Origin of the sequence: Streptomyces beigongshangae (genome assembly GCF_019710745.1) — a bacterium.
Taxonomy (GTDB): domain Bacteria; phylum Actinomycetota; class Actinomycetes; order Streptomycetales; family Streptomycetaceae; genus Streptomyces; species Streptomyces beigongshangae.
In genome coordinates this window covers 1-19,595 of sequence record NZ_JAHKJW010000024.1, presented here as the reverse complement: position 1 = coordinate 19,595, position 19,595 = coordinate 1, and the positions used below count along the sequence as shown (strand labels likewise).

The window sequence follows — 19,595 nt, the reverse complement described above, 5'->3', positions numbered from 1 at the left end:
GGGCAGGCCGGGACGGACCCTGGAGCGGAGAGCGCCGCCGACCGGCCCGGTGTCCGGGCCCCGGGCCGGCGGCACCCATTATGGTCGGGTGCCGATGGGTGTTTCCCCAGGATCGCTTCCGCCGGCCGTGCACGGGCACAGACGAAGTACCGGACCGGGAGGAGCGGGCGTTGCGTGACGGCGGACCTGTCATCGGCAGGGACAGCGAGATCGGGGAGGTGGCCGGGACGCTGCTGTCGACCGGCGCCGGCGCGCGCACCCTGCTGGTCGTCGGCGCGGCCGGGATCGGCAAGACCGCCGTACTGGAACAGGCCCGGCGCACGGCGGTCGAGGAGGGCGTCAAGGTGCTGCGCCCGCACTGTCACGACGGCGGGGGCGCGTCCGGTGGGTCCGTATCCGGCGCGATCGCCCTGGCCGACGGCGTGCACGGCGCACTCGGCAGGGTCCACAGCCGTCGTGGCACGGCCCGGACCGGCTCCGCCCGCCGGGCACCACGGCGGTCCGCCGGTCGGCACGGCGAGTTGACGGTGCTGTCCGCCCTCGGCGACGTACTCGCGGAGGCGGCCCGGGAAACCCCCTTCGCGCTGCTGGTCGACGACATCGACCGGCTGCCCGCACCGACGGCCTCCGCTCTCGGCCTGCTGTTCCGCGTCTTCCGCCCGGCCGGCGTGCCGATGGTGCTGGCGGGCCGTCCGGTACGCCCGGGAGACGGCGGGACCGCGCAACTGACCGCGGCGGCCGACCGGTTGCTCGAACTGCCACCGCTGCGGCCCGCCGACGTCGAGGCGTTGGTCGTGCGGCGGCTCGGACGTCCGGTCGAGCCGGCGCTGGTGACTGCGGTCCGACGCGCGCTGGGCCCGATGGCGGGCACGCCCGAGGCCGTGCTGTCGGTGCTCGACTCGCTGGAAGAACGGCACGGTCTGGTCGAACTCGGCGGCCTGGTGTGCCTGACGGAGCCGGAGCGGGCGCTGCGGCTCACCACGGACGTGGCGCGGCTGAACCGGCTCTGCCGGCCGGCCGGGTCCGCGGACGCCACCTCCCTGGCCGGGGCGGCCGCGGTGGCCCGCACCCTGGAGCACGCCGAGATACGGTTCGACGACCTGCACCGGCTGAAGCCGGGAGGTCCCCGGCGGGCCGGTCTCCTCGACCGGGCCCTGACCCCGCTGGTCGAGAAGGGGATCCTGGTCGTGGACGGCGACGGCCGGGCGTCGTTCGCCGTCCCGGCGCTCGCGGCGGCACTGCGCGCGCTGCCCACCCACCATGACGTGTCGTCGCTGCACGCGCTGATCACCAGGTCGTTGAGCGACCGGCTGGGCGCGGCGGCCGCGGGCGCCGGCCATCCCCGCCTGGCCGATCACGTGGCCGCCGCCGGGGCCCGGCTGGGCGACGCGCTCGCGGTGGAGGTGCTGCTGGCGGCGGCCCGTACGGACGCCAGGTCCGACTGGCCGCGTTCGGTCCGTGCCTACTCCTCGGCGCTGCGGCGCCTGGCCCCGCACGACCCCAGGACGCCCGAAGTGCTGTACGAGTCCGCCGAACTGAGCATGCGCCACACCGACCACGGGGGCGCGCTGGCCCTCGGCGAACCGCTGCTCGCCTGCCTGGACGCGTCGCCCGCGGAGGAGGCCGGGGACCGTCTGGCGTACGTCACCGAGGTGTGGGCCCTGGCCGCGCTGCACGAGCACCGGTTGCCGTACGGCGACGGCTCGGGTCCCCGGGACCGCCATGCGCCGGACCGGCTGCCCGTACCGGCCGGATACACGGCTCTGGTCGGTCCGTACGCGATCGGCGGGGTGACGGGCCGTCCGGACGCCCCGCACGATCCAGGCGTCCCGCACGCCCCGCACGCGACGGGCGGCTCCGATGTGGTGGGCGTGCCTGGCGCCGGTCCCCGGGCGCGTTCCGGTCCCCTGCCCTCGCCCGCCGAACTGCGGCTGCTGGCCGCCGGCGCGGGTACCCGCGCCGGTCTGCTGGCCACCGCGCAGGCCCTGCGGTCCGACGCGCGGACCCTGGACCGGCTGCGGAACGCGGCCGCCCACGCGGACCTGGCCGACGCCCTGACCGCCGTGCTCGGCGACCGCTGCACGGGGGCGGGGGACAGTACCGCCGCGCGCTACCACACCATGGTGTGCTGCTACCTGGAGGGCGACTGGGACCAGGCCCTGGCGTCCGCCCGCCGGATCGAGGCACGGAGCCGGACCCGCGGCACGGAGGCGTCCACCGCGCAGGCCGCCCGCGCGCTGGCAGCCGAGATCCACTGCGCGCGGGGCGAGCCGGGCCACGCGCGGGCGTGGCTGGACCTGGTCCCCGGCACCGTGGCCCACCCCCTCGTCGCCTGGGCGAGACTCGGCCTGCGGTACTGGTCCGGCCAGGGGGAGGAGGCGCTGGAGGGTGCACGCGAAGACGTGCGGCGGGCCCGTGCGAGCGGTTTGCTGTCGGGTATCGAGAAGGTGTTGCTGCGCCGTCTGACCTACGCCCTGCTGGACGGCAGGCCGCAGGCCATGCGGGAGACGCTGGCCGAACTGGAGGCACTGCACGAGGAGGTGGCCTCCCCCACGACGGGCGAGGCGGTGCTCTGCGCCCGCGGCCTGGTGCACGGTGACGTGCGGAGCGCGCGGGCCGCCCTCGGGTCGGCGGAACGGCGCGGCGACGTGTACACGGGCCTGCTGTGCCGCCTGTGCCTGGTGGAGATCGGCGACGACTCCGACCGGCACCTGGCCGACGCCTCCCGTACGGCGCAGGCGCTGGGGATCGGGCGCGCCACCCGTACGGCCCTCGGGCACATGGCGCGGCGGCGGTACCTCGTCCTGCCGAGGGCGCGGCCGGCCGGGGACCGCCTGAGCGAGGAGGACGTCCGGCTGACCGTGATGGTCAGCGACGGGGCGACCAACCGGCAGATCGCGGCGCGGCTGGCGTCGAGCGAGAAGACCGTGGAGCGGCGGCTGACACGGTTGTTCCAGCGCGTCGGCTGTCGCTCCCGGGCGGAGCTGGCGGCGGCCTGGCTGGACGGCAGCCTCGCGGAGCGCGGCCTGGTGCCGGAGAGGGTGCCCGGCACGGACCGGGGGCCGTTCGCCGACGGGGACGGGCGTCGTCCCCCGTACGCGGGAGGGATCCCGCACACGGGAGGGAGTTCCCGCGCGGCCCCCGGCCGGGCGGTGCCGCGCGGGCGGTGACGCCGGCGGGTGCGCGACGCCGCGCACCGGCGGGGTCAGGAGAGGCGGGCGGTGTGCGTGTCGATGGGCACGCCGAGCCGGCCGGTGTCCAGGGAACCGTCGGTGTTCACCCCGATGTGCCAGGCCGCGTCGGTGATGTAGCCGAGCACCAGGAGGGCGTCGGTCGCGCGCAGCGGGGCGTCCGCCCATCTCTCGTCGCGGAACTGTGCGGCGGTGACCACGAAGAGCCTGCGGGCGTACGTTCCCGGCGTTCCCGGCGTTCCCGGAGCAGGGGCAGGGGCAGGGGCAGGGGCAGGAGCCTGCGCCGGTACGGTTCCGGGCGGCATGCCTCCCTCGTGGGCCAGTGCCTCCTCGCGGTCGGCCGCGGTGCGCAGGCGACTCGACCGGACCTCCAGTCCTTCGGTCACCGGAGGGGAGGTCGCCGAACCCACCAGGACGACCGTGGCCAGGTGCCCGACCGGTCCCGAGACGATCTCGGTGATGAGGGCCTGGGCCAGGCGCAGCACCTCGTTGTCGTCACCCGTCAGGGCGATCGTCCCCGGCAGCTGCGCGAGGTCGACCAGCACCCTGTCGCCCCGGTGGAGGCCGAGGGTGACGGTCAGGGAGTACGGGTGCGCGGGGCGGTCGCCCGCGGCGCCGGTCCGGCGCAGGTCCGCCGGGTCGAGCGACCACTCCTTGCCGGAGACGTCCGGTGTCCAGGGCGAGGGGGCGGCGAGGTCGGCCTGCGCGAGCTGCAGGGTCAGCCGCCGTCCCGAGTGGACGACGGTGTGCACGTCGGGCAGCGGACGCCCGCCGGACACGCGTCCCCGGGCCACGGCCTGCAGGCCCAGGGCGACCGACTCCAGCACCTTCCGGCCGGCGCCGGGCCCGGCGGTACGGGCCTGTCCGGAGGTGGAGTTGCTGCGCCTGCGCCGGATCAGCGCGGCAGCGGCCCCGAGCAGCACCAGGCCGAGCACCACGGACAGGACAAGGGACGCGATCATGCGACTGCCTCTGTTGCTAGAAGTTGCCAGAAGTTGCCAGGAGGGGGCGCGGGGCGCACGGCATCCCGGCGTCCCGCGGACGGGTCGGCGCCGTTCCCCGACCGCGCCGGACCGTCGGTGGGGACCGCGGCGACCGGGCGCAAGCTCCGGCATCCCGAGTGCGTCAGAACACGCTTGCACCCCATCGTCGTGCGGTGACGGCCCGGAGTGAAGCCGTCACGGCGAACCTTGCCGGTCCGTACAGGGACTTCGGCGCGCTCGGCGCTCGCGCCAGGTTTCCCTCGGTTGTGGGAGGGGGGACCTCCGGCACGGAAGATCGTCTTTCGCGGGTGGCACCATCGGCCCCTGAACCACACGGACGATCACATTCCTCGTCGAGGGGCGCATTCCGCGTCGGCAGCCGCATTCCGCGTGGGCCATCACATTCCGCGCGGGCGACCGCAGGTGCGAGACGGGAGGGCGCATGCCTCATCAGGTGGTCACCGAGACCGTGCGCGTGGCGATCCACGCGCCCGCCCCCCTGGTCCGGGCCGGACTGGCCGGCTTCGTCGCGCTGGACCCGCGGCTGCGCGAGGTGCCGCAGGACAGGATCCGGGAGGCGGACGTGATCGTGGTCGCCCTCGACGTGCCGGACGCCTCCGCCCTGGACCTGCTCCCCCGTCTGTGCGACGAACCCGGCGCGCGTTTCCTCCTGGTGACGGGCAGGCAGTGGCGGGCCGACATGACCGCGGCGCGGAAGCGGGGCGTCCGGGCCGTCGTGTGGTGGGACCTCTGCAGCCCGGACGTCTTCGCCCGCTCCGTGCGGGCGGTAGCCGGAACCGGAGCCGGAGCCGGAACCGGAACCGGGGCCGGGGCCGGGGCCGGAACCGGGGCCGGGGCCGGGTTGAACTCGCGCGAGGTGGACGTGTTGCGCCTGATCGCGGAGGGCCGTCAGCTGGACGAGATCGCGGCGGAGCTCTCCTACTCCGAACGCACGGTGCGCTACATCCTGTACGGCGCGATGAAGCGCACCGGGACCCGCAACCGCGCCCACGCCGTCTCGTACGCGATACGGGCGGGCCTGATCTGAGCCCGGCCGGCTCGCCCCCGGAGGGGGTTCGCCGAAGGCGTACTCACGAAGCGCCGGGCACGCCTTCACCGTCCTCCCGGCGGCCGGCAGCGGCTTCCGTACCGCCGGAGGCGGGCTCCGTACCGCCGACAGCGGGCTCCGGCGAGCCGTCCGCCGTCGCATCCCGTCGTCCGGAGGCCGCGTCCGCCAGCGTCTCCGCGAGACCGTCCGTGGTCAGCACCATGCTGACCGGGGCCGAACTGTTGAGGGACAGACTGTGCCCCGGCGGGATCCGGGCCAGCAGTTCCACGACCGGCAACCGCTCGAACCCGAGCTGTCCCGTGCTCCGGAGGTAACGGGGTGAGGTGTAGACCGGGACCACCGCCGTGCCGTCCGGCGCCGACGCGCTCACCGGCTCGCCGTCCGCCGTGACCAGCACCGCGACCTCGGCGCCGGCCAGCGCGGCGGTGACGTCCTCGGCCGGACCGTATCCGGTGGTGGCGAGCTGGATGGCCCGGTCCACGTCGTCGGCGGGCTCGGGCCACCCCATCGCCTCGGGCGACGGCCGGTACTCCTCGTTGTCCTCCCACTCGACGATCTCGCCGTCGGAGTCGGAGCGCCACTGGCCGACCACGGCCCAGTCCGGCGGCGCCCCCTCCCCCCGCCAGGCGGGATCGGTCAGGTAGAGCCAGTGGTCGGGCGCCAGTCTGGCGGCCTGGACGAACTCCTCCGGGGGCGGGGGGTCCAGGGGGGAGGCGGACGTCTCGACGCCGGACTCACTCATCGTGTCCTCACTTGCTGGGGGTGCCTGGTTCGGTGCTCGGGCCGCCGGCCGTCCGGGCGGGGGTGCCCGGTGCCGGTCCGCCCGTCGTCTCCTCCCACCGTGCCCGGAGCTCGTCCGCGCGGACGAGCAGGGCCGCGGGGGCGGACGAGCTGAGGAACATCACGTCCCGTCCGGGCGGCAGCCGGCCGAGGAGTTCGGGGAGCGTCATCATCACATGCGCGGGCAGCCGGTCCGCGGGTGCCCGCGGCGACTCCGGGAAGACCGGCACCGCGTGGGCCCCGCCGGGGATCCGCGTCCACGCCGGTTCCCCGTCCGCGGCCACGCAGACGGCCACCGTCGCGGCCTCGGCGAGCGCCTCGGCGACGTCCGCCTCCGGGCCGTACCCGGTGGCGGCCAGCTGGAGGGCGGCGTCGGCGTCGCTCACCGGAGGGGCCCAGGCCCGTGCGGCGGGCGAGGGCCGGTAGTCCGGATTGGGTTCCCACAGGACGATCCTTCCGCGGGAGTCGGAACGCCAGCGGCCGAGTACGGCCCACGGGGGCGCGGGGTCGTCGTCGCTCTCGCCCTGCCAGTGCCGGTCGGTCACCGAGAGCCAGTGGTCGGGCGCGGTACGGGCCGCCGCGACGATGTCCGCGGGCGGCACCGGGAAGTCCGGCTCGCCGACCGCGACCGTCCCGGCCGGGGACGCGGACGGCCCGTCGGGGGCTTCTCCCCGGACCGGCCCGGAGGCGTCGCCGGGGTGTCCGTCAGAGGGTGGCATCGAGGTCGCTCCATACAGTCGTGCCGCGCGGACGCCCGGCTCCGGTCACATCGGACGGGCGGTCCGGCGCCGTCGCACCACGCGGCCGGACGGCTCGCGCGGCTCGCACGGAAGGCTGCCGGGCGGGCCCGGCACAGGACCCGGCCGCCGTCATCCGTCTCCACCGTCCCGCCGGCTTCCGGCGTGCCCCCGCTCGCGTTCCTGCCGCTCCCGCTCCTCCAGGGCGGCCAGCAGCGCACGGGCGTGCTCGTCCGGGAACAGCCCCTCGCGGGCGACGAAGGTCCGCAGCTCCTCCTCGGTCAGCGGGAGGACGTCCCAGTACCGGCCCCAGTTGTCGGCATAGACCGGAGCCGCCGTGGGGCCGATCTCGTCCAGGGCGTGCTGCGCGCCGGTCATCACCTCGTGGAAGCTGTGGTGGCCCACCCCCACCAGGATGCTCACCAGTCCGGACCGGATCAGGCCGAGGTCCACGGGCACCCCGGCGAGCCGGTTCAGCCGGGCCACGTGCGTGACGATCCGGTAGGCGCTGCCCGAGGTACCGGTCAGCACCAGGCCGCCCGAGTCCTCGGAGCGCGCCTGGAAGTCGGCGGCCATCGGCAGGGTGTGCAGCTGTCCGGCGGGCGACCAGAGCAGGACGCCGTCGCGCACCGCGAGGCGCCGTTCGGCCGGGCTCAGCGCGGGCCACACCTCATGGGGCCGCAGCGGCGTCCGCAGCAGCGCCTCCAGCTCCGCCATCTCCTGCGCCGCGTCCTCGGGGTCCAGCTCCGCCGCCCGGAGTTCGGCCACCTCACGCTCGTAGTGCTTCAGCCGCTCGCTCCGGTGCCGGTCGCGGCGCTCCACCCCGATCACCGGGTGCTGGGGCTCGACGCCGCCCATCAGGTAGGGGACGAGGTTGGTGGCGACGCCGTTGAACAGGAACGTGACCCGCTCACGCAGGTTGCCCGACTCCACCACCCGCGCGAGGTCCTCGTACGAGGTGCCGACGGCGCCGCCGTCCTCCCCGCTGTCGCTGCCGAAGAGCCGGTAGTCCGTGCGGTTGTGCAGCGCGATGTGCCAGAAGGCGCGCACGACCTTGCCGAATTCCTCGTTGACCTGCGCGTTCTCCCCCAGGTACGCGGCCAGTCGCCGTTCGAAGTACAGGGCTTCCTGTGCGTAGCGGACGCGTGCCAGGGCCCAGGGGGGTGCGGGGAGCGCGTCGGTCTCCCCGTCGGTCTCCTCGTCGGACCCCTCGTACGACTCCTCGTACGACCCGTCGTCCGACTTCTCGTCGGACCCCGGGAATGCCTCCGGGGAGTCGTCCCGTCCGGCGGTCCCCCCGGCAGCGGCCGGCACCGGGGTGGCCCCGGTGCCCGTCAGCGGTTCCCGGCCGCGCGACGGCAGCGGCCCCGGCTCGTCGTCCGAGTCGTCGTCACGCGACAGCAACGGCCTCGGGTCGTCGTCGGAGTCCGGCTCCCCGTCGGTGTCCAGGGACAGGGCCGGGAACGATTCGAGGACCGGTCCCGCGGCCGGTTCCGCCGGGCCCGCGAAGTCCGCGTCCTCGACCCGCCCGGCCGGGACGAAGTACGGGTTGGCGACGTACGGACCGGCCGGGACACCGCCGGCCATCGGCTGCGCGCCGCGGATGTGGCGGCGGGCGACGCCTCCGGGGAAGAGCACCTCCTCCTGGTCGGGGAAGGGCGACGCCAGCCCCAGGGTGGCGTTCACGTCGATACCGCCGGGGACCTCCAGGTCGTAGCGCCAGCGGTAGCGGCGGTACAGGGCCGGTGCGCCCAGCGGGTTGGCGCGGGCGCTGTCGCGCACGTAGTGGCGGTTGGCGGTGGTACTGGCGAAGACGGTGTCCGGGACCAGACTGCGGCCGCCGTAGACGTGGTCGATCAGGTGCACCGTCTCGGAGCCGTACGGCTTCAGTCCCTCGCTGAAGACCCGCTCGGGACCGTCCGGGCTGAAGCGGTACAGCGGGCCGTCGTGGTCGCGCCACAGGGCGTCGGGCAGTGTGGCGCCCGTCAGCGCGGCGGGGTCCGCGGCGACGGCGGCCGGGTCGACGGGCGGGGTCGGGCTGACCGGTCCGGTGGCGGGCCAGCCGACCGGTACCGGTGAGGGCTCCCGCGGGTCCGCGGTGCCCGGCTCCGTCAGCAGGCGGGAGGAGGCGACGAGACCGCGGCCGGGCAGGTACCAGTTCCAGGCGGGCCCGTCGAAGTGGACGCGTCCGGCCATGTCGGTGACGCCCCCGGCGGACGGCCCGTCGGAGGTGTACTCGCCGCGCAGGCCCAGGGACGGGATCTCCGCCACGAACACATGGAGGTCCGGGTCGTCCTGGCCGTAGCCCCACACGGTGTGCCGGTCCGTGGAGCCGGCCACCGGGAAACCGTCCAGGGTCGCGGCGAACCGCTCGTCGAAACCGCCGTCCGCCGAGTAGGGCAGCGGCGTTCCCGCCGGAGCCGCGGCGGGAACGGCGGGCGCCGGGCCCGCGTTCCACTCGGCGGAGTCGGCGGGGCCGGCCGGGGCGGTCCGGGCGGGGGCGGGCGGGAGCTGCGGCCGGGTGCGGAGCCAGGCGGCCGGTTCGGGCGCGGCCGGATCCGTACCGGTCGCGGGGCGCGGCAGGGTGGTCACCACGGCGGGCCGCGTCGCGTCGCCCCCGGTGACCAGGAGCGGCCCGTCGTAGCTCCAGACGGTCCGGTCGTTGCGCAGCGAGAACTCCCCCAGCGCGGTGTCCGGTCCGGTGTCGAGTCCGGGCACCAGCAGCGCCAGCGGACGGCGCGGGCCGGTCGGCGTCAGCTCCGGGTCGGCCTCCAGGAGGGCGTAGAACTCGTCCGGCGGAACATGGACGGTTCCGCCCGGGAGGTGCAGGACCACCGCGCCGGCCGCGTCCGTCCCCGCGTGCACGAACCACGGGGCGGGAGCGCCCTCCTGGGTCCACGGGGCGAACCGCCGCCTGGTTTCCCCGGTGGGACCGGTCTCGAGGAGCCGGACCGGGTCGAGTCCGCCGGGGATGCGCGCGGCTCCCCAGTCGCGGCCCTGGAGGGTCCCGTCGGGCAGGTGGACACGGCCTTCGTCGGCGAAGGCGCCCAGGGTCTCCAGGTGGAAGACGGCCAGGTCACCGGGGCTGCCGAGGTCCCGTCCCGCGGCGAGGGCCTGTTCGGCCAGTTCCCGCAGCCGGGTCCCGGCCGCGGCGTCCCACGGGGCGGTGGCGGGCAGGTGCAGCGCCGTACGTCCCAGTTCCTCGCGTTCGGCGGCGGAGCCCGCGGCCGGCAGCCGGGCGGCCCCGGTCATCGCCCACAGCGCCCGGGCCCGCTCGCGCGGACCGACCGGGCCGGTGGGCCGCCGCAGCACGGTGCGCACCACGGCGTCGCCGTCCGCGGCGAACCGGTCCAGCGCGGCCCGCAGCGCGGGCGTGTCCCACACCCGGGTGAGGGCGGCGCCCGGCGGCGCGGCCAGGGCGCGGTCCAGGACGGCCTCGTAGTCGGCCGGCGCCGGCCGGGACCCGTCGGAGGGTGTGGCGAGCAGCTCCCACAGTTCGCGGCGCAGCGGCGTGCGCGGGGCCAGCGCCGGGTCGTTCGCCCGCAGCGTCTCCAGTGCGCCGATACCGCGCAGCAGCCGCTCGTACCGGCCGCCGGGCACCCCGCGGTCGGTCTCGACGTCGCCGCCGAGGACCTGGCGCAGCGCCCGGACCAGGCGCAGTGCCCGCGGTCCCCGGTCGTCCCAGGCGGCCAGGCCCGAGGGGTGGGCGAGCGGGCCGAGTCCGGCGGCCTCGGCCACCTGCGCCGTCGTGTCCACCGGTTCGGGGCGGAAGGTCTCCATCCGTGCCAGGGTGCCGTCCGGCGTCGCGGCCAGCAGCCGCCTGGTGTCGTTGTACCCGGTACGCCCGGTGGCCGCGGTGGTGGTGCGACCGCTGTGGTTGGCGGCGTGCTGGGCGAGGGCCACCTCCTCCAGGGGGTCCTCGACCGGCGGGGCGGGGCGGGTCAGGTTCTGGACCCGCCGGGGGTCGCCCGCCACGCCGCCGTAGCAACTGGCGACGTGCAGCCCGTCCCCGGCCGCGCGGGCGACCACCTCGGGCAGCCCGCCGACGTAGCGCCCGCCGTCCTCGGCGCCGAGCAGCAGCACCCGGCCGTCCCGGTGGGCGAGCTTGAGGCCGCCGGGCACGCCGTGGGCGTGGAAGGTGTAGACCGACGCCTCGGGGTCGGGGGCGACCTCCTCGGAGGCGACCGCGTGGTAGGTGTCACCGACGCGGACCTCGTGGGTGCGCTCGCGCATCTCGCGCCAGCGGCGCAGCCGGCGCTCCCGCAGCCGCCTGCGGCCGTCGTCCGGCATCGACTCGCGGCCCTCGAAGCGGTGGTCGGAGCCGACCAGCGGGCGGGTGTCCACGTCGCTGTCCCGGAACCGGACGCCGTCGACCGTGACCCACTCGCGGTCCGCGGAGGGGAACGAAGGAAACACGGTCCCCTCGGCGGGCGGGTCGAACGGCACCCAGTCGCCGTAGGCGTCGTCGGGGTCGGCGTCCACGAGCGTCGGCACCCGCGGAGCCGCCCCGGTGGGCGCGGTCCCGGCGGGGACCGTCCCCGCGGCGGTGGTCCCGGTGGATGTGGTCCCGGCCCGCGTGGTCCCGTCGGCCGCGCCCTCCAGGTGTCCGTCCCCGCTGGGTGCCCAGACCCTGCGGCCCAGTCGCCGGGCCACGGCGTGGGCCAGCCGTCCGTCCTGCGCGCCCGCGTAGGGGCTCGCCAGCACCACCGGGACGTGCGGCGGCAGCAGGGCCAGCACCGGGTCGGCGGCCAGCAGCTCCGCGATCTCCCGCGGGCCCAGCTCACGGTCGTCGGCGAACAGCGCGTCCTGAGCGCCCTCGCCCGCGATCACGTAGGCGTCGTCCCCCCAGGGGGCCGGCTGTTCCGTCACGTGCGACTCCCCGTCCCGCTGCCGGCGGAGCCGGATCCGGCCGGCGTCGACGGTCCCGGCGGTGGCTCCGGCGGCGGAGCCGGTCCAGTCCCGGCCGCGCGCGGCGCCCGCGGCGTCGGTCAGCCGCGTGGCGTCGGAGAGCAGCGCCGACGCGGTGTCGGCGAGGTCCGCCACGGAGTCCGTGTCGGAGTCCGTGTCGGTGGACTCGGAGGCGGACGGGGTGGGTGAGGCCGGCCGGACGACGGGCGAGGCCGGCGCGGAGGCCGTGTCGTCCGCCGGGGCGAACGCCCGGTCGGGGCCGTTCGGTTCACTCCGGCCGGCCCGCCCGGCGCCCCGGGGCAGCGCGGCCGGGAGCGAGCGCGGCGCGTCCTGCGCCGAGGCGGGGTGGACCGGGCGTGCCCGCTGCCAGGCGGCCGGCCCGGGGACGTTCCCGTCGGCCGTGGCGTGCAGGGTGAGCACCGGCTCGCCGGAGTCGTCCGTGCCGGAGAGGTCCGCCGGGAAGCCGGTCCACCACACGCTGCGGCCCAGCCGCTGGGCGACCCGGGCGGCGAGCCCCGCGGCGTCGGCCGCCTGGCCCGGGAAGGCCAGGACGACGGGTGTGGACAGTTCGAGGCGCGACAGCATCGGGTCGGCGTCCAGGAGTTCCGTGAACTCGCCCGGCCCCACCTCGTACGACTCCCCCTCCCACGACACCTCCAGCAGGTCCGGGTCGTCCTCGTCGGGGGTGACCCGCACCAGGAAGGGGACGGGTTCGGCCTGTCCCCTGCTGTTCCTCGCCCATGGCGCGTCCACCGGTCCGGACGGGGTGCGGAACCGGGTCAGGTCGGTGTCCGGCGACGGTGTGCCGGTGTAGTCGCGTCCGGCGCCGTCGGCGGGTCCCTGCGCCACGGTCGTCATGGTGTTGCGGTACGCGCCCGCTTCCGACAGGCGGTACGCCGCCGCGACGTCGGGGTCGGACGCCTCGCGGCCCACCGCGAAGGCGCGGGTGAGGACGTCCAGCGCCTCGTCGAGCCGGTCGTCGTCCACGTCCGAGCCCGGTGGCAGGTGGAGCAGCCGTTCGACGAACCCGTCCGTGTCCGCGTCCGGCTGCGACAGGGTCTCCTCCGCCTTGACCCGCGCCCAGAACATCCGGGACATCTCCGCCTCACCGACGTCGTCGGTGTCGATGCGCAGGACGGCGGCGGCCTCGTCCTCGACGCCACCCTCCTGCAGCCACCCGGCGGTGATCTGCACGGCGGGCAGCCGCACGAAATCCTGGATCCTGCTGTCGGGATCCTGGGCCCACTGCTGTCCGGCCGCGGCCAGCACGCGTCGGGTGACCTGCCGGTCCACTCCGGAGACGGCCTCCGGGCGCGCCGCGACCACCCGCCGGAGCAGGTCCAGCGTGAAGGGGCCGGCCTCCTCGAAGTCGGGTTCGCCGCGCCACATGTGGTCCAGCGCCGCCGCGCCGCGCAGCAGTTCGCCGAAGTCGGGCGCGTCGTCGACGTACGGGCCGAAGGTCGTCCGCAGCGCCCGCACCAGGCGCAGCGTCCCGGTGCGTATCTCCTCGGACACCTCGCCGTCGCCCGGGCTCAGCCCCGCGGTCTCCGCCAGCAGGTCCAGCTCGGCCTCCTCGGGTTCGGGCCGGGCCAGGTCCCAGGCCCGGTGGCGGCCCTGCGCGTCGGCGAACAGACTCCGGTGGTAGCGGCCGTTGCTGTCGCGGGTGCTCTGCGTGCTGTGGGCGAGGCGCACCCAGCGCCGCGTGGAGTTGGCCACGTGCTGCGCCATGGAGACCGTACGCAGGGGGTCGGGGACGAAGGGGCCGTGGAAGGCGTCCGAGGAGGTGTTCGGCCTGGGCACGGCGCTGTCCGCGGGCGAGCCGCTCCAGCAGACGACCAGGTCGACCCAGTGGTCCTCCGGCAGGGTCGTCAGGCTCTTGCGGCGGCGCAGCCAGGGGCCCGCCTCCCGCTCGTCGACGTCGCGGGTGGAACCGTCCTCCAGGGCCAGCACCAGGGCGCCGGGGGTGCCGTGCATGTCCAGCCGGTAGGCCCTGTCCTCCGGTCCCGGGCGCGGCAGGTCGTACTCCTGCGAGACCCGGTCGGTGGCGGGGTAGTCGTGCACGAACGTCGACATCCGGTCCAGGTGGCGGTCGTGGTCCTCGAAGGCCCGCGCGAACTCGGCGGGATGGTGCGAGGCGCGGCCGATCTGGCGGCCGGTCCGGGCGCTGACGATGGGGCGGCTCACCACGTCGCGGTACCAGTCCGGCACGTCGTCGTCCGGGTCGGGGGCCAGTCCGGGGTCGCTCGCGACCCAGTCCCCCAGCGGGTACTGCCGACTCGGGCTGCGGACGACGTTGATCGTGCTCGCCGCGCCGGAGACCGATGAGACCGAGACGTCGCCGCTGCGCGCCCACACCGTCAGGCCGGTGCGGTCAGCGAGCTTGCGGGGCAGGTCGAGGTAGCCGTTGCCGGCGAACGGCACGGCCAGCACGACGGGGGTGCCCGGCGGCAGCGCCTCCCGGGCCACGTCGGCCGCGACCAGTTCCACGAACTCGTCGATGTCCAGATCGCGCGTCGTGCCGTCCGGCAGCAGCACCTCCACCCGGTCGGGCCCGCCCTCGGCGGCCACCACGTAGGGGGGGACTGCGTTCCCCCAGGGGACGGGGGCGGTGGGCGCCAGCATGCTGCCGGGGGGCTTCGGGAGCAGGTGGCTCCGGGTGGTGTCGAGCTCGACGACGTCGTCCTCGCCCCAGTTCAGGCCCGCCGCCCGGTGGCCCCCCACGGTGAAGTGGTGCTCGCGGTCCGGTGCGGTGACCCCCAGTTCGGACAGGTGGAACGCGGCGAGTGCCGCGACACCGGTCGCCCGGCCGGCCGCCGTCGCCCTGCCCACCAGCGCGAACAGCTCCCGCCGGGTGTCCTGCGGGACGGTGGCGCCGGGGTCCAGGTGCAGGACGCGGCGGGCGAGGGCGTCCACGTCGAACGGGCGGTCGCGCAGGGCCCGGTCGTGCCGGCGCAGGGTGTCCAGCTTCTGCACCGCCTGCGCGTCCGCCGTCTGGGAGAGGCCGATGGTCGCCTGGCGGCCCAGCTCGGCCCGGCTGACGTGCTGGAGGCCGCCGGAGGCCACCCAGTCGGCCGGCACGCGGGACATGGCCCGCATCGCGACCGGGTAGTCCTTCGCGGTCAGCCGCGGCGCGCCGGCCGGCAGATCCCGCTGGAGCCTGTCCAGCTCCCTCGTCAGCAGCCGGGTGAAACGGGCGCGCGCGGTGGTCGCACGCCGCATCGCGGGTGCGGCCGAGGGGCCCGTGGCGGGGCGGGCGTCGGCTCCGTAGCCGGTGATCTCGACGCGCGGCGGTGCCGCGCCCGCCCGCCAGTTGCGCAGTCCGGTGGCCGCCGCCTGGGCGGCGAGCCGCTCGATGGTCCGCTCCCCCTGCGCGGACGGGCTCGTGTCGTCCCGCCCGTACGCCACCAGGGTCCGGACCGGCAGCGGCGGCAGCGGCCGGACCGGCTCCGCGGCCACGGGGGCGGCGGGCACCGGGAGGGAGGTCGGCTCGACGCCCTCCATGGGGTCGCCGACGGAAGACCGTGCCCTGGCAGGCGTACGGGTCGCCGCGACCTCGTCGGACGGTGCCGGAGAGGTCTGCGGTGCCGGGGCGGTCCGTGCCGCCGGGTCCGGCGCGGCGGTGTCCGGGGCGGCGGTGTCCGGGGCGGCGGTGTCCGGGGTGGCGGGCAGCGGCGGGACCGGGCGCGGGCCCTCCTGTTCCGTGACCGGGCCCGCGGGACGCGCCTCGTGCCAGTCCGCGGCCGCCGGGGCGGCCAGCCTGGACAGGGATTCGGTCAGGGTCGGCATCGCGGGACCGGTGGCGTCCTGCGCGGACAGCGTCACCGGGAAGGAGCTCCACCACACGCCGCGGCCGAGCCGCCGGGCGACGGCGTCGGCGAGACCGGCGGAGGGGCCGTCGAAGCCGTCCAGCACCAGCAGGACCGGGGTGGTCAGTGCCTTGCGCCGCAACACGGGGTCCGCGGCCAGCAGTTCGGCGAACTCGGCGGCCGTGACCCGGTGGGAGGTGCCGCCGAGGTCCACGTCGACGTGGTCGCCGTCCTCCAGGGCCACCGACGCCCGCACCGCATAGGGGGCCGGCCGGTCCTTCCCGTTCGCGTCCCGGCCCGCCCACGGTGCGGTGGCCACCGTGTCCGTCGCCCCGTCCCGCACCCGGAACCGGCCCAGGTCGGGCCGCGGGGCCGGGCTCTCCCGCCAGTCGCGGCCGCCGTCGGTGTCACCGGCGCCGGCGTCCGGGCCGGTCGTGTCGAAGGCGCCGGCCGCCTCGATCGCGTACGCCCCCGTCACGTCCGGGTCGGTCATGTCCCGGTCCGCCGCGAAGCCCCTGGTGAGCAGGGTGCGCGCCCGGGCGCGCAGCGCGTCGTCGAGGTCGGCGGCCGGGTCCAGGCGCAACGCCCGGGCGGTGAGCGCGTCCGCGTCCGGGCCGGCCAGCGCCTCTTCGGCCCTGACCCGCGCCCAGAACATCCGGGCCCGGTGGGCCGCCGCGTCGGCGGGGTCGGACAGGCCGAGCGCGGCGGCCGCCGCCTCGTCCACGGCCGCGGTGTCCGTGAGCCATCCGGCCGCCGAGCGCAGCACCGGCAGGTCGACGAAGCGGCCGACCGCCGGCGCGGAACCCCTCCACGTCCGCGCGGCGTCGGCCAGCACGCGGCCGGTGACCTCCCGGTCCACCCCGGACGCCGCCAGCGGGTGCGCGGCGACCACACGGCGCAGCAGCTCCGGTGAGAACGGGCCGGTGGGCCGCAGGTCCGGGTCGGCGAACCACATGTTGACGACCGCGGCGGCGCCGAGCACCAGGGCCGGGAAGTCGTCGGCGTCCTGCACGTCGGGGCCGAGGACGAGCTTCAGGGCACGCACCAGCCGCAGGAGTTCCGACCGGGTCGCCGGCGACGGTTCGCCCTCGAACCCGGCCAGCCCCGCCAGCCGATCCAGCTCCGCCTCGTCGGGCTCCGGGCGGGCCGTCTCCCACCACCAGCGGCGGCCCCGCGGGTCGGTGAACAGCACGCGCAGCGATTCGTCCTGGTACCGGCCGGACCCCTGCATGCCGTAGGACAGCCGCACCTTGCGGCCCGTCACGTTCGCCAGGTGCTGGCCGAGGGAGAGCGCGTCGTCGGCGAGCGGGTCGGCGGCGAACGGCACCGGGAAGGAGTCGCCGGCCTGGGACAGGTCCTGCAGGGTCTCGTCGGCGGGGGCCGAGGAGTAGCAGACCACCAGGTCGACCCAGTGGTCCTTCGGCAGGGTCGACAGGCTCTTGCGCCGGCGCAGCCATTCGCCCGCCTCGTGCCGGCCGGCCGAGCGGGAACCGCCGTCGGCGAGCGGCAGGACCAGACGGCCCGGCAGGCCGTGGCCGGCGACGAAGTACGCCTTCTCCTTCGGACCGGGGTCCACCAGCGGCAGCTTGGCGCTGTAGGCGCCCGTGGCCGCGTTGTAGTGGACGTACACCGTCATCGCGTCGAGGTCGGCGTACGTCTCGCGCGAACCGACGAGTTCAGCCGGCTCGTGCAGGCTGCGCCCGATCTGCCGCCCGGTCAGCGAGCTGACGATGGGCTGGGTCAGCACGTCCCGGTGCCAGTCGGGGGCGCCGGGGTCTGGTGCCAGGCCCGGGAACACCGGGAGCCAGGTGCCGTCCGGCAGCCCGTCGCGGTGCAGTACGGCGACGCTGTTCAACGCGGCCGGATCGGGGTGGCGCCGTGCCAGCCCGCTGTGCACCCACACGGTGCGGCCGGTCCGGTCGGCCAGGGTGCGGGGCAGGTCGAGGTGGCGGTCACCCGTGGACGGCACGGCCAGCACGATCGGTGCGTCCGCCGGCAGCGGGTTGCGCGCCAGGTCGGCCGCGACCAGCTCGGCGAACTCGGCCTCGTCCAGGTCCCACCGGCTCCCGTCCGGCAGCAGTGCCTCCACCGTGTCGTGGCGGCCGTCGGCGAACACCGGGTACGAGTCGGTCCCGAACGCCCACGGCGCGAGGTCGGAGGGACCGCTCGTCCGCCCTTCCGCGAGCAGGTCCACGAAGAGGCCACCGGTCCCGACGGTGTCGGGGCCGGTCCAGTTCAGTCCCGGCACCCGGTTGCCGTGGTCGGAGACGTGACGGGCGCGGTCGGCCGCGAGGACGCCCTGTTCCTCCAGGTGGAAGGCGGTGAGCGCGGCCAGGCTCGTGGCGCGCCCGGCGGCGGTGGCCCGCTCGGTCATCGTGTGGAGGTCCCGGCGCATCTCCGGGTCGATCAGCACGGACGGGGCCAGGTGCAGGACCCGGCGGGCGACGGCGTCCACGTCCAGCGGTCCGGAGCGCAGTGTCCCGGAACCCGGCCTGCGGTCCGTGCGCCGCAGGGCGTCCAGGGTCTCCACCGCCGCCGCGTGTCCCGGCGAGGTGACGGCGACCGTGGCCTGGCGGCCGAGGTCGGCGTGGTCCACCCGCTGGTCCGGGGCCACGGTGACGCCCTGGCCGGGCACCCGGGTGCGGCCGCGCGCGGAGATCGTGAAGTCCCGCACCCGCACCGGCGTCCGGCCGGGCGGCAGATGCGCCTGGAGGGCGTCCAGCGCGTGGCGCAGCTTCCGCGTGAACAGGTCGCGCACCGCCTGCGCCCGCAGGTCTCCCTGTGCCTGGGCGGCCCGGTCCCGCTCGCGGGCGGTACCGGCTCCGCGCGCGTCGGCGCCGTATCCGGCGATGTCGATCCTCGGCAGCGGCACCCGATGGCGCGCGTTGCGCAGGGCGGCCGTGGCCACCCGGTGGGCCAGCCGTTCCAGCTCGCGTTCGGCGCCGTCGGCCGGGGTGGTGCGCCGCGGGTCGAACGGTACGAGGCTCAGCGGCGGCAGGGCGGCGAGCGGCCGGGCGGGCGCGGTGACGGGCGCCGCGTGCACCGGCTGTCCGGCGACCGGGGCCGGCACGACCGGGGCCGGGTCCGCGTCGGTCATCTCCAGGTCGCCCGGGTCCGGGCCGAGGTCCTGGTCCAGGTCCAGGTCCAGGTCCAGGTCCTGGTCTCCGGGGGTGCCGAAGTCGAAGTCGAAGTCGCCCACGTCGCCGGGGGCACCGAAGCCGAAGTCGAACCCCTCCAGGTCCCCGAGGGCGTCGAAGTCGAAGGTGTCCAGGATGTCCGGGGCCGACGGGCCGGCGTCCGGCATGTCCAGGTCGGGCAGGTCCCCACCGGGCCGCGACTGCGCCGCCGGGGGCTGCGGGGCGGACTCCCCGGCCACCGGGGCCGTGGAAGGCGCGGTCCAGCGCGGCGGCAGGCCGAGGCCGGACCGCAGGCTGTCGGCCAGCTCCGCGGCGGACGCCCACGCCCGCGTCGCCCCGGTCCCCGCCGTGAGCAGGTGGCCGGCGACGCGGCGCACCGCGTCGCGGAAGCCGTCGGTGGCGTACCGGACGTCGGCGAGCACCGGGTGCGGTTCGGGCGGCAGCACCAGGGCGACGGCCGCGGACCAGGCGCGGGAGAGGTCCTGGTCGTCCGTGCCCTCCGGCGCGGCGCCGGTGACGTCGGCGCGGGTGCGCGCCCACAGCCGCCGCGCGACGCTCGCGGCCACCGCGTCCAGCGTGTCCGTCCACGGTCCGGGACGCGTCATGCGCACCCGGACCAGGTCCGGCGGGGCCAGTGCGCTCGCGGGCAGCCGGTCCCCGCTCAGCATCGCCTCGATGCGCTGCGACTCGGAGGGTGTGCCGCCCGCCCCGGTCAGTTCCGCCAGGCTCACGGTCTCGTCCGCCGCGGGGGCCGGGGGCGTGGCCGGCAGGTCGCTCCCGGTGACCTGCCGCGCGATCCACCGCGTCCGGTCGGTGTCCCGGGGCACCACGGGGGACGGGCCGCCGGGGCCGGAGTCCCCGGCCGCGCCGGTGGATCGCGCCGCGCCCAGCGCGTCCGGCGCGACCCCCAGGTCCCGGAGCCGCGCCTCGGCGTCCTCCAGCGGCCGGCGCGCGTCGTCGGCGCGGGCCCAGGCGTCCGCGGCC

The 19,595-nt window shown here is 76.6% G+C and carries 6 protein-coding genes; 2 read left to right on the top strand and 4 right to left on the bottom strand.

Translation table 11 applies throughout. The features are described 5' to 3' along the window. Positions 1–170: 170 nt before the first annotated feature. Positions 171–3,170 (top strand): helix-turn-helix transcriptional regulator, encoded by a 3,000-nt coding sequence (locus tag KM933_RS19930; protein ID WP_260333836.1) that lies wholly within the window; start codon positions 171–173, stop codon positions 3,168–3,170. Positions 3,171–3,205: 35 nt separating this feature from the next. Here the strand turns inward: KM933_RS19930 and KM933_RS19925 are convergent, their stop codons facing one another. Further along, the gene (locus tag KM933_RS19925) at positions 3,206–4,153 is read right to left on the bottom strand and encodes a hypothetical protein (RefSeq protein WP_221354064.1); all 948 of its coding nucleotides are present in this window, start codon (positions 4,151–4,153) and stop codon (positions 3,206–3,208) included. 463 nt (positions 4,154–4,616) lie between these two features. Here KM933_RS19925 and KM933_RS19920 point away from each other — a divergent pair, with 463 nt between their 5' ends. Beyond that, entirely contained in the window at positions 4,617–5,222 is a 606-nt protein-coding gene (locus KM933_RS19920) for a helix-turn-helix transcriptional regulator (protein WP_221354062.1), read from the top strand. Between the two features lie 43 nt (positions 5,223–5,265). Here KM933_RS19920 and KM933_RS19915 read toward each other — a convergent pair whose 3' ends face one another. The 3 genes from KM933_RS19915 to KM933_RS19905 form a co-directional block, all read right to left on the bottom strand. Continuing rightward, positions 5,266–5,985 carry a type VII secretion system-associated protein gene (locus tag KM933_RS19915; RefSeq protein WP_221354060.1) on the bottom strand — a complete coding sequence of 240 codons (720 nt, stop codon included), beginning with the start codon at positions 5,983–5,985 and terminating at the stop codon, positions 5,266–5,268. 7 nt (positions 5,986–5,992) lie between these two features. Further along, positions 5,993–6,742 (bottom strand): type VII secretion system-associated protein, encoded by a 750-nt coding sequence (locus tag KM933_RS19910; RefSeq protein WP_221354059.1) that lies wholly within the window; start codon positions 6,740–6,742, stop codon positions 5,993–5,995. 150 nt (positions 6,743–6,892) lie between these two features. Next, positions 6,893–19,438, bottom strand: a complete 12,546-nt coding sequence (locus KM933_RS19905) for a lonely Cys domain-containing protein (RefSeq protein WP_221354057.1) — start codon at positions 19,436–19,438, stop codon at positions 6,893–6,895. Positions 19,439–19,595: the final 157 nt, after the last annotated feature.